This window comes from Pseudoduganella violacea (assembly GCF_014191875.1).
GTDB lineage: Bacteria > Pseudomonadota > Gammaproteobacteria > Burkholderiales > Burkholderiaceae_D > Rugamonas > Rugamonas violacea_A.
This window is the reverse complement of record NZ_JACHXD010000007.1, coordinates 1-26,649: the sequence shown is the minus strand read 5'-3', so window position 1 is coordinate 26,649 and position 26,649 is coordinate 1. Positions and strand designations below refer to the sequence as shown.

Here is a 26,649-nt window from a genome sequence, read left to right as displayed (position 1 = left end):
GTAGCGGGCCTCAGGCGCTGCCGACGGCCTTGTCGTTGCCGGGACGGCGCGGCAGCGAAGATGGGCCGTCGCGCAGGTAGAGCCAGGCTGCGCCCAGGCCCAGGGCCAGCACGGCCAGGGGCAAGGCCCAGTCCGATTCCTGGGGCGTGAAGAACAGGACGGCCGAGGTCAACAGGAAGAGGGCGGCGCTGCAACGGGCGCCAAGCTGCCAGAATACGCGATTCATGGTGTGCCTTCCCAAAAAGCAATGCTTAAAGCATAGGAAGCGATTTGTCTGCTGTCTAGATAATCACGCGTATTTTTCTGCGTATATGTGAAATGGCGCACATAAGCGGGGGCTGGAAAGCCTTTCAAATCAGGCAATCATATCGCTTTATCATGTTGATAAGTCTGGGCTTTACGCCATGCCGCTGCGTGAAAATACCTAGCTGGGGGCCATATTCCGTCTGTTAGAATCAAAGGATTACCGAACAAAAGAGACAGGAAGGCAGCACAGCATGGATTCGTCATCTGATAAAAAAGAGGAATTGCGTCAACAACTGCGCCTTGCCGCGCTCGAATACCACGAGTGCCCAAAACCCGGCAAAATCAGCGTCACCCCGACCAAGCAACTGACCAATCAGCGCGACCTGGCGCTGGCGTATTCCCCTGGCGTGGCCGCCCCGTGCGAAGAGATCGTGATCGATCCCGCCAACGCCTATAAATACACCGCGCGCGGCAATCTGGTGGCCGTGATCTCGAACGGCACCGCCGTGCTCGGCCTGGGCAATATCGGCCCGCTGGCCGCCAAGCCTGTGATGGAAGGCAAGGGCGTGCTGTTCAAGAAATTCGCCGGCATCGACGTCTTCGACATCGAAATCAACGAGCAGGATCCGGACAAGCTGGTCGACATTATCGCCGCGCTGGAACCGACCTTCGGCGGCATCAACCTGGAAGACATCAAGGCGCCCGAGTGCTTCTACATCGAGCGCCAGCTGCGCGAGCGCATGAAGATCCCGGTCTTCCATGACGACCAGCACGGCACCGCCATCATCGTCGGCGCGGCCATCCTGAACGGCATCAAGATCGTCGGCAAGGACATCAAGCACTGCAAGCTGGTGGTGTCCGGCGCGGGCGCGGCGGCCCTGGCCTGCCTCGACCTGATCGTCGACCTCGGCTTCCCGCTGGAAAACATCATCGTCACCGACCTGGCCGGCGTGGTCTACAAGGGCCGCACCGAGCTGATGGACCCGGACAAGGAACGCTTCGCGCGCGAAACCAGCGCCCGCACCCTGGCCGAAGTCATTCCCGGCGCCGACATCTTCCTCGGCGTGTCCGCCGGCGGCGTGCTGAAACAGGACATGGTCAAGCAGATGGCCGCCAAGCCGCTGATCCTGGCCCTGGCCAACCCGACCCCGGAAATCCTGCCGGAAGAGGTGAAAGCCGTGCGCGACGACGCCGTCATCTGCACCGGCCGTTCGGACTATCCGAACCAGGTCAACAATGTGCTGTGCTTCCCCTACATCTTCCGCGGCGCCCTCGATTGCGGCGCCACCACCATCACGCGCGAAATGGAAATCGCCGTGGTGCATGCGATCGCCGACCTGGCCCATGCCGAGCAGTCGGACATCGTGGCCACCACCTACGGCATCCAGAACCTGGCCTTCGGCCCGGAATACCTGATTCCGATGCCCTTCGATCCGCGCCTCCTGATCAAGATCGCGCCGGCCGTGGCCAAGGCGGCCTTCGACTCCGGCGTGGCCACGCGCCCGATCCAGGATCTGGAAGCGTATGCCGACAGCCTGCAGCAATTCGTCTACCGCAGCGGCACCTTCATGAAGCCGCTGTTCTCGGTGGCCAAGAAGACCCCGGCCGGGCTGAAACGCATCGTGTACGCGGAAGGCGAGGAAGAGCGCGTGCTGCGCGCCGTGCAGGTGGTGGTCGACGAGCGTCTGGCGCGTCCGATCCTGGTGGGCCGTCCGGCCGTGCTGGAAGCGCGCATCCATAAATTCGGCCTGCGCCTGAAGCAGGGTGTCGATTACGATGTGATCAACCCCGATTTCGACGAGCGTTACCGCGAATACTGGCAAGCCTATTACGAGCTGACCGCGCGCAAGGGCGTGACCCAGGAATACGCCAAGCTCGAAATGCGCCGCCGCCACAGCCTGATCGGCGCCATGATGATCAAGAAGGGCGATGCCGACGGCATGATCTGCGGCACCTTCGGCACCACCCAGCTGCACCTGCACTATATCGACCAGGTGCTGGGCAAGCGCGCCGGCGCCAATGTGTACGCGGCGATGAATATCCTGGTGCTGCCGGAACGCCAGCTGGCCATGGTGGACACCCACGTCAACGAAAACCCGGATGCGCAGCAGCTGGCCGAGATCACCATCATGGCGGCCGACGAGATGAAGCGCTTCGGCCTGTCGCCGCGCGCGGCCCTGCTGTCGCACTCGAACTTCGGCTCGTCCAACAGCGCCTCGGCGCAGAAGATGCGCGCCGCCCTGGCCCTGGTCAAGGAGCAGGCGCCGGAGCTGGAAGTCGACGGCGAGATGCACGGCGACACCGCGCTCGACTCCAAGCTGCGCAAGAGCATCATGCCGAACTCCGACCTGGAGCATGACGCCAACCTCTTGGTGATGCCAAATATCGACGCCGCCAACATCGCCTACAACCTGGTGAAGACGGCGGCCGGCAACGGCATCGCCATCGGCCCGATCCTGCTCGGCTGCGCCGCGCCGGTGCATATCCTGACCCCGTCGGCCACCGTGCGCCGCATCGTCAATATGACGGCGCTGTGCGTGGTGGATGCGGTGGCCCAGCGCAAGGGCTGACCGCCCCCGCGGCTCGTGGTGAAGCGGGTAATGTAATCTTTTTGACAGCATCGTCAATCACGGTTACATTGCCTGACCATGAGCGACTTCCTCCAGGCCAGCCTGCACCACCTGCTAGTGTTTACCATCGCCGCCGTGCTGGCGTGCGAGTGGGCGCTGCTGCGTCCCGGCCTGGCGCCGGCCACGCTGCGCCTGCTGGCGCGGCTCGACGCCGTGTATGGCCTGAGCGCGCTGGGCATCCTGCTGGTGGGCTTCGGCCGCGTGATGCATGGCGCGAAAGGGGCGGCCTTCTATACAGCCAACCCATTGTTCTGGACAAAAATCGGGGTCTTCGCCCTGGTCGGTCTGCTCTCCATCAAGCCCACGCTGCGCATCCTGGCCTGGCAGAAGCGCTTGCGCGCCGACGCCGGCTTTACTCCTTCCTCCGCTGACATCGCCGCCCTGCGCCCGCTGCTGCTGGCCGAGCTGATGCTGTTCGCCGCCATTCCGGTGCTGGCGGCCGCGATGGCGCGCGGTATCGGCCATGCCTGAGGCGGTGCGTAACAAACTGTAACTGTTGTAATCGGGGCGGCCAATTAAAAAGCCCACATGACGCCTCTGTTACAATGCCCGGTTATATATCGCCCTAATTAAAGATCTTCATCATCATGCAAAAGACCAAAAAAGCCCTGATCACGGGCATTACCGGCCAGGATGGCGCATATCTGGCTGAATTGCTGCTGCAAAAGGGCTATGCAGTAACCGGAACTTACCGCCGTACCAGTTCGGTCAACTTCTGGCGCATCGAGGAACTGGGCATCGAGTCCCATCCCAACCTGAAATTGGTGGAGTACGATCTGACCGATCTGAGTTCCAGCATCCGCCTGCTGCAGGCCGGCGATTTTGATGAAATCTATAATCTGGCGGCGCAAAGCTTCGTCGGCGTCTCCTTCGAGCAGCCGGTGACCACGGCCGATATCACCGGCATCGGTCCCGTGCACCTGCTGGAGGCGATCCGCATCGTCAACCCCAAGATCCGCTTCTACCAGGCTTCGACCTCGGAAATGTTCGGCAAGGTGCAAGCCGTGCCGCAGAAGGAAGACACGCCTTTCTACCCGCGCAGCCCGTATGGCGTGGCCAAGCTGTATGCGCACTGGATGACCGTGAACTACCGCGAATCCTATGGCATCTTCGGCTCCTCCGGCATCCTGTTCAACCACGAGTCGCCGTTGCGCGGCCGCGAGTTCGTCACCCGCAAGATCACCGACTCGGTCGCCAAGATCAAGCTGGGCAAGCTGGACGTGCTGGAGCTGGGCAATCTGGACGCCAAGCGCGACTGGGGCTTCGCCAAGGAATACGTGGAAGGCATGTGGCGCATCCTGCAGGCCGACAAGCCGGATACCTATGTGCTGGCCACCAACCGCACCGAGACCGTGCGCGACTTCGTGACCATGGCGTTCAAGGCCGCCGGCATCGCCATCGAATGGCAGGGCAGCGGCGAACAGGAAACCGGCCATGACGCGCAAAACGGCAAGGTGCTGGTGCGTATCAGCCCGAAATTCTACCGTCCGGCCGAAGTCGACCTGCTGATCGGCGATCCGGCCAAGGCGCGCAAGGAACTGGGTTGGGAACCGAAGACCACGCTGGAAGAGTTGTGCCAGATGATGGTCGAGGCCGACCTGCGCCGCAACGCCGCCGGCTTCTCCTTCTAAGATGGCGGCGCTGCAGTTCTTATCGGCGGAGCGCGAAGGCGAGGGCAAGCGCGCCCTGGTCACCGGCCTGGCCGGCTTCACCGGCCATTACGTGGCGCAGGAACTGCGCGCCGCCGGCTACGAGGTGTTCGGCACCGCGGTGCCGGGCCATGCGCATGGCGAGAACACCGTGGCGGTCGACCTGTGCGACCGCGCCGGCGTGGCAGCCATGGTGCAGGAACTGCAGCCGGACGTGGTGGTGCACCTGGCCGCCATCGCCTTCGTCGCCCACTCGGACGTGGAGCAGATCTACCGCGTGAATGTGGTGGGTACGCGCAATCTGCTGGAAGCGCTGGCCGCCGCGCCGAAGAAGCCTTCCGCCGTGCTGCTGGCTTCCAGCGCGAATATCTACGGCAATACCGATGTGGCGGTGATCCACGAGGACGTGCCGGCCGCGCCGGCCAACGACTACGCCGTCAGCAAGCTGGCCATGGAATACATGGCGCGCCTGTGGTGCGACCGCCTGCCGCTGATCTTCGTGCGCCCCTTCAATTACACCGGCGTCGGCCAGCACGAGAACTTCCTGCTGCCGAAAATCGTGTCCCACTTCCGCCGCAAGGCCACGGACATCGAGCTGGGCAACCTGCATGTGTGGCGCGATTTCTCCGACGTGCGCATGGTGGCCGCCGCCTACCGCCGCCTGCTGGCCGCCGCGCCGGCCGGCCAGACCTTCAATATCTGCTCGGGCAAGGCCTATTCGCTGGGCGAGGCGCTGGACATGATGGCCGCCATCGCCGGCTATAAGATCAATGTCCACGTCAATCCGGCCTTCGTGCGCGCCAATGAAGTGGCGCGCCTGAGCGGCGACAACCGTCGCCTGGCCGCCGTGGTCGGCGCCATCGAGCCGCTGCCGCTGGAACAGACCCTGCGCTGGATGTACGAGGCGTGAACGCGCTGCGCGCCGGACTGTCCTGTACCACAATCGAGCCCGGCCTGAACGGTGGACGCCTGGATGGCATCGGTGTGTACAGCCAGGCCCTGTTGCGCCACCTGCCCGCCGCCGGCTGCGCCGTCCAGCCTTATTCCTTCGGTCCCGCCGCCCGCCTGACGGTGGGCCGGCCGCTGCCGCTCTCCTTCGCCGCCGCTACGCTGCGCGACCTGGCCGCGCCGTCCGCTGTGCGGCAGAAGATGGGCCTGGACCTGTACCACGCCACCGATTACCGCATCGTGCGCATGGATTGCCCGGTGGTGGCGACCCTGCACGACGCCCTGCCGATCGCCCATCCCGAATGGTGCAGCCCGAAACAGCGGCGCTTGAAGAACTGGCTGCAGATCAAGGCCGCGCGCAAGGCCGACCACGTGATCGCCGTCTCGCAATTCGCCGTGGCCGAGCTGGTGCAGTGCTTCGGTGTCGACGAGCGCCGCATCAGCGTGGTGCACAACGGCGTCGATGCCAGCTGGTTCACGCCGCCGCCGGCCGAACGGCGCGCCGCCACGCTGGCGGCGCATGGCCTGCGTCCCGGCTATTTCCTCTTTGTCGGCACGCTGCAGCCGCGCAAGAACGTGGAGCGCCTGCTGCAAGCCTATCTGGGCCTGCCGCCCGTGCTGCGCGCGGCGCGCCAACTGGTGATCGTCGGCGCGCCCGGCTGGCGCAGCGAGCAGCTGCAGGCGCGCATCGCCGCCGCCGTGCAGCAGGGCGAGAACGTGCGCTGGCTGGACCGCCTGACCGGCGAGGAAGAGCTGCGCGACCTGTACGCCGAAGCCGGCGCCCTGATTTATCCCTCGCTGTACGAGGGTTTCGGCATCCCGCTGCTGGAAGCCTTCGCCTCGCGCCTGCCGGTGGTCGCCTCCAACACCACCTCGCTGCCCGAGGTCACGCTGGGCGCGGCGCTGGAAGTCGATCCGCTGTCGGTGAGCGCCATCGGTGCCGCCATGCTCGACATCGTGCGCGACGAAGCCTTGCGCCAGCGCTGCATCGCCGCCGGCGAGCGGCGCGCGCTGGCGCTGACCTGGGCCGAAACGGCGCGCCGCACGGCGGCCGTCTACCAATCCATTCTTTTGCAGTAGATTTATCATGCGCGTCCTCCATTTCTACAAGACTTATTACCCGGACTCCTGGGGCGGCATCGAGCAGGTGATACGCCAGATGTGCGTCGGCACCAGCCGCCTGGGCGTCAGCAACGAAGTGCTGACGCTGACGCGCAACGGCGGGCCGGCGCAGATGGAAATCGAAGGCCATACGGTGCACCGCGTGCCGCTCGACTTCGAGATCGCCTCCAACGCCTTCTCCTTCGCCGCCATCCGCCGCCTGGCGCGGCTGGCGCGCAAGGCCGACGTGATCCACTACCATTTCCCCTGGCCCTTCATGGACCTGGCCCACTTCATGGCGCGCGTGAACAAGCCCAGCCTGGTGACTTACCACTCCGACATCGTGCGCCAGAAAACCCTGCTGCGCGTGTACACGCCGCTCAAGCAGCGCTTCCTGAAAAGCGTGGACACCATCGTCGCCACCTCGCCCAACTATATGGCGTCCTCGCCGGTGCTGCGCCGCTACCGCCACAAGACGCGCACCATCACCTATGGCCTGGACCGCACGATCTATCCGGAACCGCGCGCCGAAGTGATGGAGAAATGGCGCGCCGAATGCGGCGAGCGCTTCTTCCTCTTCGTCGGCGTGCTGCGCTACTACAAGGGCCTGCACATCCTGCTCGACGCCATGGCCGGCCTGGATTACCCGGTGGTGATCGTGGGCGCGGGACCGATCGAACAGGAACTCAAGGAACATGCGGCGCGTCTGAATCTGCACCACGTCAAATTCCTCGGCGCGGTGGAGGAGGAGGACAAGATCGCCCTGCTCAAGCTGAGCTACGCCATGGCCTTCCCCTCGCACCTGCGTTCGGAAGCTTTCGGCATCTCGCTGCTGGAAGGGGCGATGTTCGGCAAGCCCATGATCTCCAGCGAGATCGGCACCGGCACCACCTATATCAATGTGGACGGCGAAACCGGCCTGGTGGTGCCGCCCAGCGATGCGCCGGCCTTCCGCGAAGCCATGCGCCAGCTGTGGGAAAACCCGCAGATGGCGGCCGATATGGGGCGGCGCGCCGAGCAGCGCTATTGGGAATTGTTTACGGCCAAGGCGATGGCGGAAAATTACCTGAAGCTGTACCAGGAACTAGCGCATCGCAAGCAGCATGGCGTTTGATCTGTGTCAAGGCGCTGTCATGCTTGCCGCTTAAGATAGGCGCCGGACTCCTTGCGCTGACCATGGTCCGCAGGTTCCGGCCGAACATGCAACGCACAGGCCAGGCCAGCGCGGGAGTTCACCTCTTCAGCGGTTTTCCTTATTGCGGCGGCGCTTCCGCCGCTTCTTCCTTCTCGCTTTCCTGTTCCGCCCAGCGCAGGCGGATGGCGTCGACCTGCTCGATCTGCGCCAGGAAAAGATCGACCAGGGCCGCATCGAAGTGCTGGCCGCGCTGTTCGCGCAGATAATTGAGCGCTTCCTCCAGCGGCCAGGCGCGCTTGTATGGGCGGGCCGAGGTCAGGGCGTCGAACACGTCGGCGATGGCGACGATGCGGCCTTCCAGCGGAATCTCTTCCCCTTTCAAGCCTTTCGGATAGCCGCTGCCATCCCATTTTTCGTGGTGGCTGAGGGCGATATTGCGCGCCAGGCGCAGCATGCCGTGGGTATGTTCGCCGATGATTTCAGCGCCGATGGCGGCATGCGACTGCATGATCTTCCACTCGTCGGCATCGAGCTTGCCCGGCTTTTGCAGGATGCGGTCGGGGATGCCGATCTTGCCCACGTCGTGCATCGGCGCGGCGTGCAGCAGGTCGTCGGCTTCGGCTTCGTTGAGGCCGGCCGCCACGCCCAGCAGGCGGGCGTAATGGCTCATGCGGATCACGTGCAGGCCGGTTTCATTGTCCTTGTATTCGGCCGCCAGGCCGAGGCGCTGCACGATCTGCAGGCGCGTTTCGCGCAGCTCGTCGATGCGCACCAGCGACAGGTGGGTGCGCACGCGGGCGCGCACGATGGGCGGGCTGAGGGGCTTGGTGATGTAGTCGACGGCGCCGGCTTCGAAGCCGATCACCTCGTCGGCCGGATCGCTCAAGGCGGTGACGAAGATGACGGGAATGGCGGCGGTGGCGCCATCGGCCTTCAGGGCACGGCAGATTTCATAGCCGGTCATCCCGGGCAGCATCACGTCGAGCAGGATCAGGTTGGGCTGCTCCTGACGCGCCAGTTCCAGCGCGCGCTGGCCGTCCTTGGCGAACACCAGGCGGTAATGGTCTTGCAGGATCTGGCGCAGCAGCTGCAGATTGCCGGCCTCGTCGTCCACGGCCAGAATCAGGGGTTGCTTGGATGGCTGGGTCATCGCGGGCTTTCGTTGTGGGGCAGGGCTTGCGCCAGTATTTCCTGTAACAGCTGCCGGGCCAGCGCGAAGTCGAAGTCGTCCAGCGCGGCCTGCAGTTTCGCCAGTGTAGTCGATGCGGCGTGGTCTTGCAGGGCCAGGCCCAGTTGCGCCAGCGCGGCGTCGTCCAGGGCGCCGCGCGCCAGGGCCTTGTCCAGCGCCGCGGCGGTCTGGCGCAGCTCCAGCAGGGCGGGCGTGGTGACGGGGACCTCGGCAGGGACTGCCGGCAGGGCTTCGCTCTCGGCCTGGCTGGCGCCAATCGCGGCCAGGGTGGTCGCCAGCTGGGCCGCCGCCAGCGGCAGCAAGGCCACCACGGCGTCAGCCTGCCCGGCTTCCTGCTCCAGGCGCGCCAGGGTCGCGGCCAGCTGTTCCAGGCCCAGATTGGCGGCCACGCCGCGCACCTTGTGCGCCAGCGCCTGCACGGCCGGCAGGTCGCCCTGGCGCAGCAGGGCGTCCAGCGCATCGGCGGCGCCGGCGTGGCCGGCGGCGAAGCGCGCCAGCGCAGTGTGGTAGGCGGCTGCATCGCCGCCCCAGCGCGCCAGGCCGGCGCCGTGGTTGAGCAGACGCCGGCCGGCAGCGGCCGGCGCGGCCGGCTGGTCCGCTTCCTTCATGCCCAGCACGCGCGCGATTTCATGCGAGAGCGCCGTCCAGTCCACCGGCTTGCTGGCGAAACCGTCCATGCCGGCGGCGGCGCTGGCGCGGCGGTGCGCCTCCAGCACGCTGGCCGTCATGGCGATGATGGGCACGCGGCGGCGCTGTTGGCGCTGGGCCGAGGCGCGGATCAGGCGCGTGGCGGCCAGGCCGTCCACATGCGGCATCTGCACGTCCATCAGCACCACGTCGAATTCCTGCTGGGCCGCCAGCGCCGCGGCCTGGGCGCCGTCGTTGGCCGTGACCAGGCGGTGGCCGCGCTTTTCCAGCAGCAGGCCAAGCAGTTCCAGATTCTGCGGCACGTCGTCGGCCGCCAGCACGCGCAGCGGCGGCAGCGCGTAGGCGCTCTGTTCGCGCACCTGGGGCGCATGTTCCTTGGTGGCCAGGCGCAGCGGCAGCTCGATATGGAAGCCGGTGCCTTCGCCGGGCGCGCTTTCGGCCCAGATGCGCCCGCCCATCAGCTCCACCAGCTGCTTGCTGATGGTGGTGCCCAGGCCGGTGCCGCCATAGCGCCGCGTCATGGAGGCGTCGGCCTGGGTGAAGGGATCGAAAATGGCGGCCAGGCGGTCGGGCGCGATGCCGATGCCGGTGTCGCGCACCGCGATGCGCAGCTGCTTGTCATGCACCGAAGCTTGCAGCGTGACGCTGCCGGCGGCGGTGAACTTGATGGCGTTGTCGAGCAGATTGGTGAGCACCTGGCGCACGCGCAGTTCGTCGCCGTGCAGCCAGTTGGGCAGCGCCTCGGTATAGCCGACGTTCACGTCCAAGCCCTTGCCGCGCGCCACCGCGCCATAGGTGGAGGCCAGTTCGTCGATCAGGCCGCGCAGATTGTAGTCGGCCAGCTCCAGCTCCATGGCGCCCTTGTCCAATTTGGCGGTGTCGAGGATTTCGTTGAGCAGGCGCAGCAGGGCGCGGCCGGAGCGGCGGATGGTGTCCAGGTGGCGCCGCTGTTCCGGCGCCAGCTCGCCGTCCAGCAGCACGTCGGTGAAGCCGAGGATGGAATTCATCGGCGTGCGGATTTCGTGGCTCATATTGGCGACGAAGGTGGCGCGCGCCGCCGCCGCGTGGTCGGCCTTTTCCTTGGCCTCGCGCAGCTCTTCCTCCATCTGGCGCCGCTCGGTGATGTCGAGCACCACGCCGTCCAGCCAGCGCGGCGTGCCGCTCTCGTTGAGCACCAGGGCGCCGTGCTCCCACATCCAGCGCATGCCGCCGTCGGCGTGGCGGATGCGGTATTCCAGCATGTACGGGTGGCCGTCGGCCAGGCATTGGGCCACGGCCTGCTCCATCAGCGGCAAGTCTTCTTCCAGGATCAGGCTGGAGAACAGGCGGTGGCGGCCCAGGGCCAGGAAGTCTTCGCGCGCATAACCGGTCACATGCTCGACGCCGTCGCTGACGAAGACCATGGGCCGCTCGCCCGTCGCTTCGCAGCGGAAGGAGACGCCGGGGATATTGCCGATCAGGGAGCGGAATTGCTGCTCGCTGTCGCGCAGCTCCTGCATGATGGCGCGCCGCTCACTGATATCGGTGACGAACAGCACGTACAGATCGCGCTCGCCGAGGCGGGCGTGGCCGATGGCGCGCCGGATCGGCACCAGCGAGCCGTCCTTGCGCCGCGCATGCACTTCGGACCCCTTGTTGATCTGGCTTTCGTCGCCGTGGGCCAGGAAGTAGAACAGGCCTTCGCTGCGCGACTGTTCCAGGTCGGCCGTCAGCAGCGCGATATTGCGGCCGACGATTTCGGCCCGCGTCCAGCCGAAGATGCGTTCGGCCGAGGCATTGAATTCATGGATCACGCCCGTGCTGTCCACCGTCACCACGCCGTCGACGGTAGTGGTGAGCAGGGCGCGCATCCAGCTCTCGCTCTGGCTCAGGTGGCGGTACATTTCGCGGTAGCGCAGCAGGCCGTTGGCGCCCATGACGAAGACGGTGAACACCACCGTGATCAGGGAAATGGCCAGCGCCAGGAAGGTGGTGTTGGTGGTGACGAAGGTGCCCGGTACGGTATTGCCGACGAAGCGCGCGGCGGCCATGCCGGTGTAGTGCATGCCGGAGATGGCGCAGCCCATGACGATGGCGCTGGCCAGCAGGCGTTGTTGCTCGGTCAGGCGCGTGCCCAGGCTGCGCAGGCCGAAGCGCACCCACAGCGCCAGCGTCGCCAGCACCACCGCCACCACGATGGACAGGGCGAACATGAAGGGATCGTAGCGCAGGCCCAGGTCCATCTGCATGGCGGCCATGCCGGAGTAGTGCATAGTGCCGATGCCGGCGCCCACCAGCAGGCCACCGGTAAGCAGGCTGCTGCGCCGCAGATGGGCGCGCCGCAGCAGTGACATGGCGACCGCCGACGCGCCCAGGCTGGGCAGCATGGAGAGCACGGTCAGCACCGGCTCGTAGCGCACCGTGGTGCACAGCTGGAAAGCCAGCATGCCGATGAAGTGCATGGACCAGACGCCGGCGCCGAGCGCCAGGCTGCCGGCCAGCAGGGTCAGCAGACGCAGCGTGCGGTTGTCGCGGCTGCGGCCCTGGCCCACCAGCTGCAAACCCATCCACGATGAAAAAACCGCCACTATTACCGATAAGGTAACTAGCAGCGGATCGTAGATGCCATATGTCAGAAGCGAAGGATCGTCCGGCGGTGAAAACAGGTGGAGGGGGAGGATGGTATCCATGGCGGACGGAGCAGAAGGCGGACGGAACTATACCACCTTAACATAATTCAGCTTGGAAACTCTGTGCCATTTCCAGAATGCATTAAAAAGTGGTACTTAGAAACAACTTGGCACCAAATCCCATCCGTTTCAGATGGGTTGTCTCTCCACCTCCACAGTGCACACGGAGGTGGAGAGCTGAGCGGCTTACCTCGTCAAGAGAGATTTGGTGATATTTTTGAAATATTGTTTTGATATTATTCTGTGCGGGACCAAAGCTCTGCCGTCTTTTCCTGGACACCATCGTCTAACTCACTGAGAGGTTTACATGTTTAAAAAAGCCATTTGCGGCGCGGCGTTGGCGCTGTGCTCCGTTTCCGCTTTCGCCGAAACCACGACGCGCTGGTTCACCTATACGGGAATGCAGGAATACTTCGGCGGCATGAGCGTCTGGTATCCGGATGTGACCCTGAAAGGCATGTTCAGTGGCGAGGATTTGAACGGCAATAATATCCTCGAGCAGGACGAGCTGACGCATCTGGAACTCGAAGGCGTGAATTTTGCGAACCCGCGATGTGGTGGGTATGATTGCTGGATCAGCCGTTTCAGCTTTAGCGGCGGCAACAACCTGGATTTTTATTCCGGGTACTCTGCGCGCTCTTACCACGAAAGCGTCCACGTGGGTTCCAAGGAAGGGTATACCCGCTATTTCGATCATGAACCCTATGTGCATTACTATGGCTTTACCCTCGGAACGACCTTCAGCATTACGGCCGTGCCGGAGCCATCGAGCTATCTGATGCTGGGCGCCGGCTTGGTGGGCATCGGCGCGCTGGCGCGCCGCAACAAGCGCCGCAGCGCCGCTACCCAGGCTTAAACTGATTGCAGACCGGTCGGGACGGCGCGATTTCACCGCGCGCCGCCTCGGACAACAGGATGTGGGCGCCCAGTCGGGGCCGGGCGCCATCTTCTTTTTCTTCCGCGTGTTCCATTGCTGGATCAGCGCCTGGAGCGATGTTTACATAGTTCAACCCGGAAACACTGTTTCATTCAAAAAGAACTAAAAAATAGTATTGAGAAATACCGGCGCCGAATACCCCGCACGCTCAAGCGGCTTTCGCCTCTGTCTCCGAAGTGTGTGATGGCGCCTGCAGCGACCAGACGCTGGCCGGGTCGCCGCTGCGGCCGCGCCGCAGCGTGGCGCGCGCCATGCGCCAGAAGGCCCAGGCAAAGAGCAGCGCCACCAGATTGACGCCGCTGACGATGCCGCGTCCCTGCCACAGGGCCGAGAAGGGATCGCTGCCGTTTTGCCACCATTGCGCGAAAGGCAGGGCCAGGGCCAGCGCGGCGCACAGCAGCAGCAGCTCATGCGCGGCGCGCGCCGGCGGCCGCAGGCCGGCCCAGACGATGGCACCGAAGAAGACGGCGAAGTAAGCGCCTTCCTCCCACGCCGGCAAGGCGCCGGCCGGCAGCACCAGCAGCTTGTTGACGAGGAAGGCCGCGCCCACCCCGGCCACGCTGCCCAGGCAGAAGCCGACCGTGAACTTGGCCATCCAGCGGCTGCCGCGCGTCTGCGCCCCGCTGCGTTTGCGGCGCGCCTCGATCCACAGCAGATTGCCGCTATAGAAGAGGAAGGCGCCCGCCAGGCCGAGGATGAAGTAGACCCACTTCACCGCGTAGCCGCCGAAGCTGCCGAAGTGCAGGGTCTGCAGGCCGCGCAGGAAGGTGGTGCCGGCGCTGAACTGGGCCGGCTGCAGCACGCGCAGCACCTCGCCGCTGCTGGCGTTCAGTACCACCACGCTCATCGCGTTGAGCGTGCCCTCGTGCGTCTGGCCATATACTTCGACCTGGCCGTTGGCGTCGCCCGCATGCTTGTAGTACATCTGGCCGATCCGCATCCGCGGCGCCTCGCGCTGCACGATCTGCATCAGCTGCGATGCCGGCAGCAGCGGTGCGGCCACGCCGGCCGGCTTGACCGGCGCGCTGGCGTAGATGTCGGACTGGATCAGGTCCAGCAGCTTGCCGTCGAAGACCAGGTACTGGAAGGGCGCCATCAGCAGGATGCCCAGGCACAGGATGGCGCTGCTCCAGGCATACATCAGGTGGAAGGGCAGGGACAGGATGCCCACCGCATTGTGCGCGTCCTGCCACATGCGCTTCAGGTTCTTGCCGATGCGCAGGGCGAACAAGTCCTTGAGGAAGCCGGGCGCGTAAATCACCACGCCGCTGGCCAGCGCCAGGCCGTACAGCACGCAGACGATGCCGAGCACATAAATGCCGGAGGAAGCGGGCAGGCCGGCCGTGTAGTGCAGGCGGTAGAGGAAGTGCGACAGCTCCGATTCCGGCTTGGCGTCGGCCAGTGCGCCATGCGCGTCCAGGCGCCAGGCATGCTCGGTTTCGCTGCCGTCCTTATGGTGCTCGTCCCATTGCAGGCGCAGTACCGGTTCGTGCTCGCTCGGCAGGATCAGGCCGAAATGCTCGGCCGCCTTGGGCTGGGCGCGCAGCACGGCGTCCACCAGCTGCTGGGCATTGGCGCTCGATTGCATGGGCGCCACGCGCGCGCCGCGCACCTCCCATTCGCCCAGCTCCTCGTGGAAGATGGTGATGGCGCCGGCGAAGAAGGCGATGAACAGGCCGAAGCCCGCCACCAGGCCGACCCAGGTATGCAGCGCGATATAGCTGCGCAGAGTCGCCGCCTTCATGCCGCCACCCGCACCAGGCCACTGGCCTTCAAGGCATACAGCAGGCCGTAGCCGGCCACGGTGGCGCCGCCCAGCCACAGCCAGGCGCGCGCGCCGCTGCGGAAGGCGAAGGCCAGCGTCATCACGCCGACCCAGACCAGGAAGAACAGCAGCAGCGCCGGCAGGGTGTAGTAGCGCTGGTCGCCGCTGAGCAGGGCCGCGATGCCGACCAGGGCCACCGCCAGCGGCAGGCCGAGGAAGAAGGCGGCCGTCGATTTACCCCACATGGCGCGTCCTCCGGTAAGCATCGAAATAGGGCAGGGCCACCAGGGCCAGCATGAAGCCGGACAGGGCGACGAAGACGCCGCACCAGAAGCCGTAGGCGGCGTCGCCCGCCAGCACGGCGAGCGCCAGCAAGGGCAGGGCGCCGCAGCGCAGCAGGCGCGCCTGGGCGCGCGCGCCCGGCAGCAAGGTCTGGTGCGGTGAGGCCAGATACAGGGCGCAGGCAGCCAGCGTGGCGGTGAATATGCTAAGCCAGTTCATTGTCGTCCTTTCAGATGCGGCCTTCGATGCCGAAGCCGATGCGGCGGCCCTTGCCCTGCACCACGTTATGCCGGCCCGGCACGGTGCTGATGGCGCCGGAAGTGATATAGGTGTGGTTCAGCAGATTGCTGCCGTAGGCGAACAGGCTGAGGCCATTGGCCAGGGTGTAGGCGGTCTTGCCGCCCAACAGGGTGCGGCCGCCATTGCGTTCCTCGTTCTCGGCGCCGGAATAAGAGCCGCCTTCATGCGTCAGGTGCAGATTGAGCAGGGCGCGGCCCGGCTTCCAGCTGAAGCCCGCCGATTGCGTCTGGCGCGGCGAGCGGCCGAATTCATGGCCGCTGTAATCGCCCAGCGGCGATTGGAATTCGATGAAGCGGCTGCGCGACAGACCCAGCGCGCCGAACACTTCCACCTCGCGCGTCAGCATGCCGCGTACTTCGAGCTCCAGGCCGCGCAGGCGCGAGCTGCCCGCGTTGACCACGAAGTTGTCGATGGTGGTGTTGCGCGAGATATTCACCTGCTGCTTGCTCCAGTCGATCTGGTACAGGTTCGCGGCCAGGAAGAAATTGCCCGGCAGCGTGCCTTTCAGCGACAGGTCGTAGTTCTTGGTGAATTCGGGCGCATAGGCGTTCGGGCCGCGCTGATAGCTGTAGCCCACGCCGCCGCTGCGGTAGCCGCGCTGCGCGGTGGCGCCGGCGGTCCAGTCGCCGTTCAGCGCATAGCGCAGGCCCAGCTTGGGCAGCCACACCTTGTTGTCGGACGAGACGTCGCGCACGCCGTCGGCGTTGAAGATGCCGGCGCCGATCAACTGTCCCATCACCATCTGCGCCATGGGCGAGGTGCCGGTGGTGACGGTGCCGACCACGCGGGTCTGCTTCTCGGCGTCGTAGCGCAGGCCGGCCGTATAGGTCAGCGCGCCCACGCTGTAATCGGCCTCGCCGAACAGGGCGCGGTTGCGCGTGCGATTGCTTTCCAGGTTGCGGCGGTGGATAAAGTCGCTGTCGAAGCTGGCGCAGGCGGCCGGGCTGGGACATTGGCCCGCCGAATTGAGCACGAAGGAAACAGGCACGCGGAAGCCGTCGTCGGTGCTGGCCGTGTCGTGGCCGTAGTAGACGCCGGCCACGCCTTTCAGCACATTGCCCGCCAGGGTGGCGCTGAAATTGGCGCGCGCTTCCTGGGTCAGTTCGCGGTTCTTGCGCATGCCGGTCTGGGTGCCCTGGTTCAGCTCCGTGTAATCGTAATCGCTGGCGCGTGTGTAGCGGTTGTGGGCATAGCCGGTCAGCAGGGTGATGTCGGCGCCGCCCAGCGCGAAGGTCTGCTCCAGCGCCGCGTTGCGGCTGCGGTTGTCGATGGCGCTGGCCTCGTTGGCCAGCGCGATGCGCTCCCGGGCCTGGTGCGTCACCGCTTCCACCTGGGCGTCGCCCTTGCGGTATTTGGATTCGGACAGCGTGAGCATGGCTTGATAGCGCTCGCCCCATGGCGTCAGGCGCAGCTTGCCGCGCGCCGTGTGGCCGGTTTCCTTGTCCCAGTGCTTCTCGTTGCGGGTGGCGTTGAAATTGTCGCCGCCGTCGCGGTATTGCTCGATGCTGATGCGCGCCGCCGCCACCTGCTCGACCAGCGCGCCACCGCCTGCCACGGCCGCGCGGTAGGAGCTCTTGTTGCCGGCGCCGATACGGGCATTGAAATCGCGCTGGTCCTGCGGATCGCGGGTTTTCACCACCAGGGCGCCGGCCAGGGAGTTGCGCCCCTGGTTGGTCGACTGCGGACCGCGCAGCACTTCCACGCGCTCGGCGTCCCACACCGGGAGATTGGAAATATCCTGGGCGAAGCCGCTTTGTTGCACGCCGTCGCTGGTGACGCTGATGGTGCGGCCGTTGCCGCCGCCGGTCGGTCCGGCCAGCGGAATGCCGCGGATGGCCAGCTCGGCGCCGGTGCCCACATTGGCCATCTGGCGCACCACTTCCTCGATATTGTTCTGGCCCGCCTCGGCGATCTGGCGCCGGTTGCGGATGCCGATGCTGGCGCTGCTGTCGGCCTCGGTCCGTTTCAATTTATCGCCGCTGATGACGACGGTCTCGATCGCGCTTTCCTCAGCCTGCGCCTGCCAGCACAGCAGGACACCGGATACCGCAAGTACCACAACCTTGAACTGCATACACTCCCCTTATCGCGCTTATTTTTAAATGAGAATCATTACCAATAGTGAATAGTAAATGATAATCATTGCCAACCAAAGTTATTTTTTTGCCAGTAAGACCATGGCGTATAAGTGTTTTTTGGTGATAATCGAATAATATGTATTTTTATATAATTTGATGTGGATAGCAGCCCGCCCGTGGCTGGCGGCGTAGCGGGATTCGGCGCCGGAGCGGTCATGCCTTTTAACTATTCAAGGAGGAAGGGGATGTTCCGAAAGATGCTATGTGCCGCAACGCTGGCCGCGAGCGCGCTACCGGCGCTCGCCGATGAAATTGCCCTGCGCTTCATGTATTCCGGCCACCTCGAGCAAAGAGGGGACTTTAGCGACTGGGTGCCTGGTCCTTGGCTGGGCGGCACGTTCCGCGGTGAGGACCGCAATCACGATGGGGTGCTGGAACTGGACGAATTATCGATGCTGCGGATCCAGGGAGCCGATTACCTGGGCTGCCGGCAACCGGGCAGCCACTGCGCCATCGACTATTTTTTCTATCGCGAGGATGGGACGCTATCCTTCCGCAGCTATTGGGACGCTTTCTTCGACGGCAACTCCTATGGCTCGAGCTTCATTGTTTCCGGCCAATACGAGATCGAGACCATGGACCACGAGCCATATTTCGTCTACCGCTATTTCACGCCGCAGACAACGCTCAGCATCACGCCGGTCCCCGAGCCTGCCGCCTATCTGATGCTGGGAGCCGGCTTGCTGGGTATTGGCGCGCAGGCGCGCCGCGGCAAGCGCCGCAGCGTTGACGCGCAGGCTTAAGCGCGGTTCCGGCGCATCAGGCCGGGCGGAAGGCGCGGATCTCGCTGCGCGCCGCCTCGGCCAGCGCGGCCAGGTCGATGTCCAGCAGGCGCATGGCGCGCACCGCCGTGCCGTATTGGGCCGATGTCATCGCCAGCAGCACATGGGCGCCCAGCAGCGGCAGGGCGCTGTCTTCCTCTTTCTTACGCTCGTTCAATTGCCGGATCAGGGCCTGGGCCGAAGCCTGGGCCTGATACAGGCCGCCCGCCGGCGGCAGCGCCGCATCCTGCTGCACCTGTTCGGGCAGCGTCGCCACACCGGCGAACTGCATGGCTTCCTGATGTTGGCGGGCGATGGCGGCGCGGTACTGCTCCGGCGCCACGTTCAGGCGCTGCAAGGCTTGGCGCGCCGTGCCGTCCGGCAGATCGAGGGCGGCGAGGATGAAATGTTCGGCCCCGGCCTGGGCCTGGCCATCGGCATTGGCATGCTTTTCCGCGTCTTCGCATAGACGCTTGATGGTGCCCATATCGCGCAAACGCTGCTTAATCCTGTCAAACATTGCTGCTCCTAAGTAGAGGGATTCAATCCTGCGCCAGGCCGGCCAGGCGCTTGTGCGCCGCCTGCTTGGAGACGCCCAGCGCTTCGGCGATCTGCGACCAGGACCAGCCTTGCCGCAAAGCCACCTTCACGGCGCTGCGTTCCAGCTTGTCCGCCGTCAGGCGCAGGGCGATCACCGCCGCCAGCGCTTCGGCCGGATCGTCAGGGGAGGGGAGGGTTTTCAATGAGCTCATTCGTCAATCTTAGTTGACGATATTGAGGTCGTCAACAAAAATTGACGAAATGGGCTTGGTATTTGATTTTTATCTAGCGCTTTGGCGAACTGAGCTGGGGTGCAGAGTGAGATAATGAAGCCTCTTCAGCGAGGTGCATATGAGTGCCGCAGCCTTTGATACCCACAAGTACGCAAAGCGCCTGATGGACGCAGGCGTTACGCCGGCCCATGCTGATGTTCAGGCTGAAACCATGGGCTGCATGATGGCTGAGCTGGCGGCAAATACCTGTGTGCTGGAAAAGCATGAACTGCGCAATGCCGCGCAAATCGATGTTTTTGGCGCCCGGCTGGACAAGGCGGTTGCGGAGTTGAGCCAGAAGATCAGCGAAACCAGCCAGAACTCGATGCGCTGGACCTTGAGCATCGGTGTCGCCTTCGGCCTGATACAGACCAGCGCCCTGGTGCTCATCATCTTCAAACTCGTATAAGACGGAAATAAAAAAAGCACTGAATCATCAGTGCTTTTTCCAATCCTGGTGCCCCGGGCCGGAATCGAACCGGCACGCCTTGCGGCGGCGGATTTTGAGTCCGCTGCGTCTACCAATTTCACCACCGAGGCCAATTTTTAGCGCATTCGCCAGCTTGCCGTTTTGGCTACGCCGTAAATGCGACCTGCATTATCACTGATTTACTCGCACCGGGCAAGCCTGGACCGCCAATTTGCCACTTTGGCATCATTTCCCACGCCGGATGGCGTATCATCCGCCTACCTTCGTTACGCTGGCGCGGCCAGCCTGCTCGCATGAATAATAAGAAGATCCGGGAAATCATCCTTGGCAAGCCGCTGGACCCTTTGAAGAGCGAAACGCGCCATTCGATGGCGCTGGTGGCCTTCCTGGCCTGGGTCGGCCTGGGCGCGGACGGCCTGTCCTCCTCGGCCTACGGCCCGGAGGAAACCTTCAAGGCCCTGGGCGCCCACACCCATCTCGGCCTGTACATGGCGATCGCCACCGCGCTCACGGTGTTCATCATCGCGCTGGCCTATAACCAGGTGATCGAACTGTTCCCCACCGGCGGCGGCGGCTACCGCGTGGCGAGCAAGCTGGTGGGGCCGTATATGGGCCTGATCTCCGGCTGCGCCCTGATCCTCGACTACGTGCTGACCATCGCCATCTCGATCGCTTCCGGCGTCGATGCGCTGGCCTCCTTCCTGCCGCTCGGCTTCCAGCCCTACAAGCTATGGGCTGAAGCTTTCTTCATCGCGGTGCTGATCGTGATGAACCTGCGCGGCTTGAAGGAAGCGATCCAGATCCTGCTGCCCATCTTCCTCGGCTTTGTCGCCACCCATCTGATTCTGATCGTCTACGGCATCACGGCGCACGCCTCCTATCTGCCCGACCTGATGCCCACCACCCTCGCCGAAACCACCAATCTGGCCGGCAGCATCGGCTGGGCCGGGGTGGCGGGCATGCTGCTGCTGGCCTATTCCCAGGGCGGCGGCACCTACACCGGCCTGGAGGCGGTGTCGAACAACGTCAACCTGCTGGCCGAGCCGCGCGTGCGCACCGGCAAAGTGACCATGATCTATATGGCCCTGTCGCTGGCGGTGACGGCGGGCGGCATCATCCTGCTCTACCTGCTGTGGGACGCGCGGCCGATGCCGGGCGAAACGCTCAACGCCTCGACCTTCAAGTCCATCATCGCCAGCATGAATCTGGGCGGCCCCTTCATCAACCAGGTGGTGCTGGTGGTGGTGCTGGCCTTCGAAGCCGGCCTGCTGTTCGTGGCGGCCAATACCGGCTTCCTGGGCGGCCCTTCGGTGCTGTCGAATATGGCGGCCGATTCCTGGGTGCCGCACAAATTCCGCTACCTCTCGACCCGCCTGGTGACGCAGAACGGCATCTTGGTCATGGGCCTGGCGGCGCTGGCCATCCTGTTCTGGACCGGCGGCAGCGTGACCCTGCTGGTGGTGCTGTATTCGATCTCGGTCTTCCTGACCTTCGCCATTTCCCTGTTCGGCCTGTGCCTGTACTGGGCACGCAACCGCAAGCGCGACACGCCCTGGCTGCGCCGCCTGCTGCTCTCGCTGCTGGGCTTCGTAATTTGCGCCGGCATCCTCGCCATCCTGCTGGTGGAACGCTTTGCCGAAGGCGGCTGGGCCACGGTGGTGATCATCGGCGCCATTGCCGCGCTGTGCATCGTGATCCGCCGCCACTACCGCGAAACCAAGCGCGCCATCCATTCCGTGGACGAGGTCTTCGCCACCCAGCCTTTCGGCCCGAACCGCGAGGCGGTGGAACCGGACCCGGACAACCAGACTGCCGTCTTCATCGTCGGCACCTCGCGCGGCGGCGGTCTGCACGCGCTGCTGTGGGTGCAGCGCATGTTCCCGGCCCACTTCAGGAACTTCCTGTTCGTGAATGCGCGCACCGTCGATTCGCACGCCTATGGCGGCATCGGCGCCATGGACCAGATGCGCGAGGAGGCGGCCGAAACGCTGGAATACTTCGTCGACTTCTGCCACAGCCACGGCATGGCCGCCTCTTCCTACCTGGGCTTCGGCACCGACGCGGTGGACGAGGTGACGCGCTTGTGCGAACAGATCAGCGAGGAATTCCCCAACGCGATTTTCTTCACCAGCAAACTGATTTTTGCCAAGGACAACTGGCTCACGCGCCTGCTGCACAACCAGGCCGCGCTGGCCGTGCAGCGCCGCCTGCACCTGGAAGGCTTGCAGATGGTGATCCTGCCGATGAAGGTGTAGTAGTGTTCGCGGTCATTTTTTGTTTGAACGCGAAATCACAGTTCTCCTTTAGATACGGGGTTTCTTTGATCGCGGTTGATCGCGAAAAATCGTCGACATCCACAAAAAAACCGGGCCATAATCCGGGCCATTAATAATTGAATCGGGCGGCGATGGCCCCGGCTGACTGTCCTGTGTCTCTCAATCACTCTGCTTTACAGGCACTCAAGCCAAAAGAAAAAACTTATACCCGCTCAGATAGTGACGGCCTCTTCGTCGAAGTCCTACCTACCGGGCCACGCGGTCGCATGACCCTTCATAGCCGAGTTCTTTCAATTCCAGATGGAGCTGCTTCAAATTGCGCCGCTGCTTACGAGGCTTTATAGCCTCGGCCTTTAGCCAGCCAGATAGCTGCGCCGAGTATTTATCCAAGCCACTAGATGACCGTCGCTCCGCATAGGAGGGCTCGGTTGTTTCCGATCACAGATAGCGTCGGACGGTGTTACGTGAGATGCCAAGTCGCCGGGCAATCTCTCGTATGGGGATCTGGGCACGAAGGTGCCAGCGTCGAATTATTCCTTGCAATGCCACGTCGATCACTCCGGTCTCCGGCCAAAAGGACAGGGAAAATTGTGCTACTAACGTGGGTCAGATTCCGTTGCAAATTCGTGGGGAAGGCGGGTCAGTTTCAGTGCAACTTAACACTCATGGTTTCAGATTCCGTTAGCAAGGAATGGATAAGGCCAGTCTTTTTCTATTGAGATTCGCAGCAGAATTTTTGAATCGCTGCATGGGGGAGCGATGTACGCGAACAGTATTCGTAGCTGCGATATGGCTGAACAAACGGGTTTGCTGCCGTGGGGCTGATGATGAGCGGAGTGTACCAGATGAATAACGCCCCTGACTTTCTGTGCTGAGATGCCCCATGACCTTCGCAATATCGCTAGCGGACATACCAGCGTCTTTGCAGCAGCTGGAGAGTAGCTCGCGGTAGCAAATTGCTGATACCTGATACTGTTTTCGAGGCCATATCTCTTTGGACAGTTCTCGAATCTGTGTCGATATACCGTCGACATCATAGGTGACAGCGATTCTCTTTTGCTCGCTGTGCTGAAGTGTCTGCAATATGGCCCACAATTCATTAGGGCGATGAGGTGCATCTGCTGGCGGAGTTATCCGCCAGCAGACTTGTACTTCGTCCTGGCCGCGAATTGCAGCGCCGGTAAAGTCCTTTAGAATTTTTGCGTCGAAGCTTTTTGCCCGAATGTACTCCGCACCGTCGTGATCATGAACGAGGTCAAACGTGATTCCTCGTTCAAGGCTCGCGGGCCTGACGCCCGTTACCGCAAGCGGGAGCAGCCATTCTGCCCCCGCACCGCGATTGCGGGCTTGGGCTGCGTCCCATATTTTGTCCGCCCATTCCGGTGCAAGATACCGCATTTTGGTTTTGAATCTCGCCATTTATGCCTCGTGTATTTTTAGTGCTACTGCATGTGTCCGTCTCGCCAGAAGACTCGACTACCACACCAACCCCCCCGCCGTGCTCCGCACGCCGACCCCGTGAGGGGTGGCCTAGCAAGATACTCCGACTCCCTCTCGGTCGTCGCAGTCCCCCGCTAGGCCCACATAGTCCCACTGGTGGGACTATGTGCAAGTCAAAAACAACTGATACGCGTATTGAGTGGACTCGGCATCGTCGCTGCGCCTGTACGGCGCAAAGCGCTCCTGCAACCTCTCATCGCGTTGTGATGTCGCCCCTTTGGGCTCCACGGCGCTAAAGCGAAATCCCGCCGCGCTGGCGCGTCACAACCGACGACTCATGCGTCTACATTGGCATGTGGGACGAGAGTTTTTTTCAGAGTATGGAAATAGTGTGTTTTTTTGATTTTATTCACCATCTTTTATTTGCACGAAGCAATTATGGCTGCTACATTTGACAGGGTGAGTAGTTTTGCAACTTTTTCGCGTCTTTGGCTTTCGAGGCTAATAATCTCTTTCGGAAAATTTGAAAATTACACCTCCCTGAAATCAGACAAAAAGTGAAAACATTTCATTTCAAATTTCAATCGCATGAAGATGAAAACGAAAATTAAAGCACTTAGCCCCACGCAGTTTGAAAATTTAGTTTTTGATACGCTTCATGAAAAGGGTATGGTTAACTTAATTTGGCGCACACCAGGAGCTGACGGCGGGCGAGACATTGAAGGAACATTTTCTACGCTAGATATTTCAGGATACAGCTCGATACAAAAATGGTATGTTGAATGTAAGCGTTATAAGGCATCGGTTGATTGGCCTACCATTCGCGAGAAGCTTGCATATGCTGAAAATCATGACGCAGACTATTTGTTAATGACAACAAGTTCAACATACAGTCCCAATGCCATTAGTGAAACGGAGCGGTGGAATAGTAAGGGAAGAAGGCCTCAAATTAGACTTTGGCCGATTTCTCAGTTAGAAATAGAAATAAAATCCTGCCCAAACACCGCATATAAGTATGGATTGGAAAGAAGTTTAAGCATCTCAGCGTTGCCATTTTTAACGATTATTAAGGAAATCGCCAAGCAATTGGCCATTTCCGAATCAAAAGCAATTTTCAATGATAGGGGTCTTGAAAAAGAAACTCTGCTTGCGAAAGAAATGGCTTGGCTAGTTTATAGTCGAATTTCTCAAAAGGAAGAGCAGGGGTATTTTTCTTCATATTTTCATTTCAATAAAGATGATGTTATGTTTTCTGGAAATTATACGCATTCTGGAAACCCATCTGTAGATTTGCTTAGTTTGAGGGCTATTGTCGCTTATATTGCACTTTGTGTGGGAATGGAAAATGGAACTGTGAATTTTCATGAAAAGAAAGCTGAGATAAGGCCAGTACCTTTTTTTGAACTATCAACCCTTCAGCGTCAAATAATCGAATCAATCGCAAGCTGGGGAAATCTATCTATTTCATATGACGTCGGCATAATTGGTGTCGATCAACAGGATTGGCAACTATGAGTGAAGATAAAGACCAGGGTAAAGATATGGCACAGCAAAGTAACTTGATATTTTTATCAAACTTTGTTCACCAAGTGGTAAATCCGTTGAATGGTATATGTGGCACCTTAGATAACTATATAGAGGGCGTTTTTGATCAAAATACCGGAAAAAAAAAGATCAATGCAGTGCGTGCACAATTAGAGCAATGCATATCTTTAATTAGAAATCTAGCTTTTTTTGCTGAATTTTCTGTTGTTCCTGCGGAGGCGCACGGAGGGGAGCGAGGGTTGAAGGCGCCTACCAAATACGCAAAAGCTGATATGACATCAATTATCTTAGAGTCTGTTCAGTTTTTTCAGGATACAGCTAAGGAAAAAAATATGGCCTTAGAGTTGATTAGGTCGCAAAATTCGTATGTGGTCAATGCCAGACCAGAGTTGGTGCGACAAGTGTTTATGAATATTTTTGATAACTGGGTGAAATATGGTTATCCAGATCAAAAAGTAAAAGCAAAATTTAGCACTAATAGAAAATCTGAATTAATTATTGAGGTTTCTGGATTTAGCAAGGGTTTTTCAAACGCTGATGCTGAGCGAATTTTTGATCTTGGTTTTCGTTCGACCGAAGCTCGCGCAACTCTTGCCCAAGGATCAGGGATTGGCCTTTGGGTGTGTCGAGCAATTATGGATAATGTCGGTGGAAAGATATCTGTATCGCATTCCGCGAGAAATGAAAAAACCGTATTCCGAATTGCATTTCCAAAAGAACTTTGGAATTAAGTAGAAGGCTAGATATGAAAAATAAAAATGTTTTTTTACTCGATGATGAGCATACGAACATATCGTGGCTTGTTGAATGGTTGAATTCAAAAGGATGTACTACAGAAACAGCGGCATCGGCAGATGAGGCACTTAATAAACTTGAGGGTAAAGTGTCTAAATTCGATTGTTTCTTGATTGATCTAAATGTTCCGACTTCTGTGCATAGGGGAACTGGTCCTATTTATACTGAGTACCCAGGTCTAGCTGTTGCTCAAAAGATTCGCTCATGGGGAGTTGCAGGCGGCAAAGTCGTAATTTATTCAGTTCACTTAACGCCTCAACTTGAGGTCGAAATTTATGAAAAATTATCTTGCAAGTATGTTGTCAAAGGTCGCCCTAGGGAGTTGAAGAGTGTGCTCATTAAGGACCTCTCGCTGTAACTGAAATCCTACCTTAAGAAGCTCCATAACTGAATTTTCCTTTAAGGATTGCCCCAATGTCTATGGGGATTTTTGTGACCATCTAGATCGGATGCTGTGAACAGATGTCATTAATCAGCTATAGTTTTGAGTCTTTAAGTTTCTGCCTTTTATTATTGCGTTATCTAATAATAAGAAAGAGAAATGCTAATGCAACATGATAATGATATCGAATTTGGATATAAAAAAAGCCCCGAACTTCGGGGCTTGTTGTTAGTCGTCGCCTCTATCTCGATGTGAATATTCACAGTCCACACAGAAGAAATCTTCGCCTGCTGCTTGATTTCTTATCGCTTCCGCAGCCATATCCATAGAGATAGTGCCGCCACAACCGCCGGAGCAATCTACTTTCATTTGAGGATATATGACATTCTCATAGATACCCTTTTGCTTTGCAGACAACCCGTCTAAGCTGTTTTCGCCAATCACTTTCTTAGCAATTCCAACCGCTGCACCGTCCAACTGCCGTGGTCTAATTTGCCCGGACACCTCAATAGGTGGAAAATCCACTATCTGAGGAGTTAAAGCATGACGACAAGAAAACGTAAAACATTTG

Annotated in this window: 24 protein-coding genes, 1 tRNA gene and 1 pseudogene; 13 read left to right on the top strand and 13 right to left on the bottom strand. The window is 61.1% G+C overall.

Annotation, left to right across the window (positions count from 1 at the left end; genetic code table 11):
• Positions 1-10: 10 nt before the first annotated feature.
• Positions 11-226 (bottom strand): hypothetical protein, encoded by a 216-nt coding sequence (locus tag FHS03_RS13580; protein ID WP_183441506.1) that lies wholly within the window; start codon positions 224-226, stop codon positions 11-13.
• A 271-nt stretch (positions 227-497) separates the two neighbouring features.
• Here FHS03_RS13580 and FHS03_RS13575 point away from each other — a divergent pair, with 271 nt between their 5' ends.
• The 6 genes from FHS03_RS13575 to FHS03_RS13550 all read left to right on the top strand — a co-directional run bounded on the left by FHS03_RS13575 (position 498) and on the right by FHS03_RS13550 (position 7,688).
• Positions 498-2,816, top strand: coding sequence for an NADP-dependent malic enzyme (locus tag FHS03_RS13575; protein ID WP_307729544.1), 2,319 nt, complete (start codon positions 498-500; stop codon positions 2,814-2,816).
• A gap of 78 nt (positions 2,817-2,894) precedes the next feature.
• Positions 2,895-3,347: a DUF2214 family protein gene (locus tag FHS03_RS13570; RefSeq protein ID WP_183441505.1), complete on the top strand. Its 453-nt coding sequence runs from the start codon at positions 2,895-2,897 to the stop codon at positions 3,345-3,347.
• Positions 3,348-3,463: 116 nt separating this feature from the next.
• On the top strand, positions 3,464-4,507 hold the full coding sequence (gene gmd / locus FHS03_RS13565; protein ID WP_183441504.1) for a GDP-mannose 4,6-dehydratase: 1,044 nt from the start codon (positions 3,464-3,466) through the stop codon (positions 4,505-4,507).
• A 1-nt stretch (position 4,508) separates the two neighbouring features.
• The gene (locus FHS03_RS13560; RefSeq protein WP_183441503.1) at positions 4,509-5,435 is read left to right on the top strand and encodes a GDP-mannose 4,6-dehydratase; all 927 of its coding nucleotides are present in this window, start codon (positions 4,509-4,511) and stop codon (positions 5,433-5,435) included.
• Entirely contained in the window at positions 5,432-6,553 is a 1,122-nt protein-coding gene (locus FHS03_RS13555) for a glycosyltransferase family 4 protein (protein WP_183441502.1), read from the top strand. The genes FHS03_RS13560 and FHS03_RS13555 overlap by 4 nt, the downstream gene beginning before the upstream one ends.
• Before the next feature lie 7 nt (positions 6,554-6,560).
• Positions 6,561-7,688, top strand: coding sequence for a glycosyltransferase family 4 protein (locus FHS03_RS13550; protein ID WP_183441501.1), 1,128 nt, complete (start codon positions 6,561-6,563; stop codon positions 7,686-7,688).
• Positions 7,689-7,827: 139 nt separating this feature from the next.
• Here FHS03_RS13550 and FHS03_RS13545 read toward each other — a convergent pair whose 3' ends face one another.
• Together FHS03_RS13545 and FHS03_RS13540 are read right to left on the bottom strand one after the other, a co-directional pair.
• Positions 7,828-8,859 (bottom strand): HD domain-containing phosphohydrolase, encoded by a 1,032-nt coding sequence (locus FHS03_RS13545; protein ID WP_183441500.1) that lies wholly within the window; start codon positions 8,857-8,859, stop codon positions 7,828-7,830.
• A complete protein-coding gene (locus tag FHS03_RS13540) occupies positions 8,856-12,215 on the bottom strand; it encodes an MHYT domain-containing protein (protein ID WP_183441499.1) in 3,360 nt (1,119 codons plus the stop codon). Before FHS03_RS13540 ends, FHS03_RS13545 begins: the two co-directional genes overlap by 4 nt.
• A gap of 307 nt (positions 12,216-12,522) precedes the next feature.
• On the opposite strand from FHS03_RS13540, the gene FHS03_RS13535 reads away from it, so the two are divergent.
• Positions 12,523-13,071: a PEP-CTERM sorting domain-containing protein gene (locus FHS03_RS13535; RefSeq protein ID WP_183441498.1), complete on the top strand. Its 549-nt coding sequence runs from the start codon at positions 12,523-12,525 to the stop codon at positions 13,069-13,071.
• 229 nt (positions 13,072-13,300) lie between these two features.
• Here the strand turns inward: FHS03_RS13535 and FHS03_RS13530 are convergent, their stop codons facing one another.
• Genes FHS03_RS13530 through FHS03_RS13515 form a run of 4 tightly spaced genes read right to left on the bottom strand, consistent with a single transcriptional unit; the run spans position 13,301 to position 17,573 of the window.
• The gene (locus FHS03_RS13530; protein WP_183441497.1) at positions 13,301-14,896 is read right to left on the bottom strand and encodes a PepSY-associated TM helix domain-containing protein; all 1,596 of its coding nucleotides are present in this window, start codon (positions 14,894-14,896) and stop codon (positions 13,301-13,303) included.
• On the bottom strand, positions 14,893-15,162 hold the full coding sequence (locus FHS03_RS13525; RefSeq protein ID WP_183441496.1) for a hypothetical protein: 270 nt from the start codon (positions 15,160-15,162) through the stop codon (positions 14,893-14,895). Before FHS03_RS13525 ends, FHS03_RS13530 begins: the two co-directional genes overlap by 4 nt.
• Positions 15,152-15,418, bottom strand: a complete 267-nt coding sequence (locus tag FHS03_RS13520) for a hypothetical protein (protein ID WP_183441495.1) — start codon at positions 15,416-15,418, stop codon at positions 15,152-15,154. Before FHS03_RS13520 ends, FHS03_RS13525 begins: the two co-directional genes overlap by 11 nt.
• A 10-nt stretch (positions 15,419-15,428) precedes the next feature.
• Positions 15,429-17,573: a TonB-dependent receptor gene (locus tag FHS03_RS13515; protein ID WP_183441494.1), complete on the bottom strand. Its 2,145-nt coding sequence runs from the start codon at positions 17,571-17,573 to the stop codon at positions 15,429-15,431.
• 249 nt (positions 17,574-17,822) lie between these two features.
• Here FHS03_RS13515 and FHS03_RS13510 point away from each other — a divergent pair, with 249 nt between their 5' ends.
• A complete protein-coding gene (locus FHS03_RS13510; RefSeq protein WP_229426206.1) occupies positions 17,823-18,380 on the top strand; it encodes a PEP-CTERM sorting domain-containing protein in 558 nt (185 codons plus the stop codon).
• A 16-nt stretch (positions 18,381-18,396) separates the two neighbouring features.
• Here FHS03_RS13510 and FHS03_RS13505 read toward each other — a convergent pair whose 3' ends face one another.
• Complete coding sequence (locus tag FHS03_RS13505) at positions 18,397-18,918, bottom strand: Clp protease N-terminal domain-containing protein (RefSeq protein WP_183441492.1); 522 nt, start codon at positions 18,916-18,918, stop codon at positions 18,397-18,399.
• 22 nt (positions 18,919-18,940) lie between these two features.
• On the bottom strand, positions 18,941-19,150 hold the full coding sequence (locus FHS03_RS13500) for a helix-turn-helix domain-containing protein (RefSeq protein ID WP_183441491.1): 210 nt from the start codon (positions 19,148-19,150) through the stop codon (positions 18,941-18,943).
• 139 nt (positions 19,151-19,289) lie between these two features.
• Between FHS03_RS13500 and FHS03_RS13495 the strand changes: the two genes are divergently transcribed.
• Positions 19,290-19,619 carry a hypothetical protein gene (locus tag FHS03_RS13495; RefSeq protein WP_183441490.1) on the top strand — a complete coding sequence of 110 codons (330 nt, stop codon included), beginning with the start codon at positions 19,290-19,292 and terminating at the stop codon, positions 19,617-19,619.
• Positions 19,620-19,665: 46 nt separating this feature from the next.
• On the opposite strand, the gene FHS03_RS13490 is transcribed toward FHS03_RS13495, so the two are convergent.
• A tRNA-Leu gene (locus FHS03_RS13490) sits at positions 19,666-19,750 on the bottom strand.
• Between the two features lie 183 nt (positions 19,751-19,933).
• Here FHS03_RS13490 and FHS03_RS13485 point away from each other — a divergent pair.
• Positions 19,934-21,895, top strand: coding sequence for an APC family permease (locus tag FHS03_RS13485; protein WP_183441489.1), 1,962 nt, complete (start codon positions 19,934-19,936; stop codon positions 21,893-21,895).
• 273 nt (positions 21,896-22,168) lie between these two features.
• Here the strand turns inward: FHS03_RS13485 and FHS03_RS28650 are convergent.
• Positions 22,169-22,474, bottom strand: a pseudogene (locus FHS03_RS28650) (helix-turn-helix domain-containing protein); the annotation flags it as partial.
• Between the two features lie 123 nt (positions 22,475-22,597).
• Positions 22,598-23,335 carry a hypothetical protein gene (locus tag FHS03_RS13475; protein WP_183441488.1) on the bottom strand — a complete coding sequence of 246 codons (738 nt, stop codon included), beginning with the start codon at positions 23,333-23,335 and terminating at the stop codon, positions 22,598-22,600.
• A 615-nt stretch (positions 23,336-23,950) separates the two neighbouring features.
• Between FHS03_RS13475 and FHS03_RS13470 the strand changes: the two genes are divergently transcribed.
• Genes FHS03_RS13470 through FHS03_RS13460 form a run of 3 tightly spaced genes read left to right on the top strand, consistent with a single transcriptional unit; the run spans position 23,951 to position 26,054 of the window.
• Positions 23,951-24,871, top strand: coding sequence for a restriction endonuclease (locus FHS03_RS13470; protein ID WP_183441487.1), 921 nt, complete (start codon positions 23,951-23,953; stop codon positions 24,869-24,871).
• Complete coding sequence (locus tag FHS03_RS13465; RefSeq protein ID WP_183441486.1) at positions 24,868-25,632, top strand: sensor histidine kinase; 765 nt, start codon at positions 24,868-24,870, stop codon at positions 25,630-25,632. The genes FHS03_RS13470 and FHS03_RS13465 overlap by 4 nt, the downstream gene beginning before the upstream one ends.
• Before the next feature lie 14 nt (positions 25,633-25,646).
• The gene (locus tag FHS03_RS13460; protein ID WP_183441485.1) at positions 25,647-26,054 is read left to right on the top strand and encodes a response regulator; all 408 of its coding nucleotides are present in this window, start codon (positions 25,647-25,649) and stop codon (positions 26,052-26,054) included.
• A 252-nt stretch (positions 26,055-26,306) separates the two neighbouring features.
• Here FHS03_RS13460 and FHS03_RS13455 read toward each other — a convergent pair.
• On the bottom strand, positions 26,307-26,649 hold a 343-nt coding region (locus FHS03_RS13455), incomplete at its 5' end, for a hypothetical protein (RefSeq protein ID WP_183441484.1).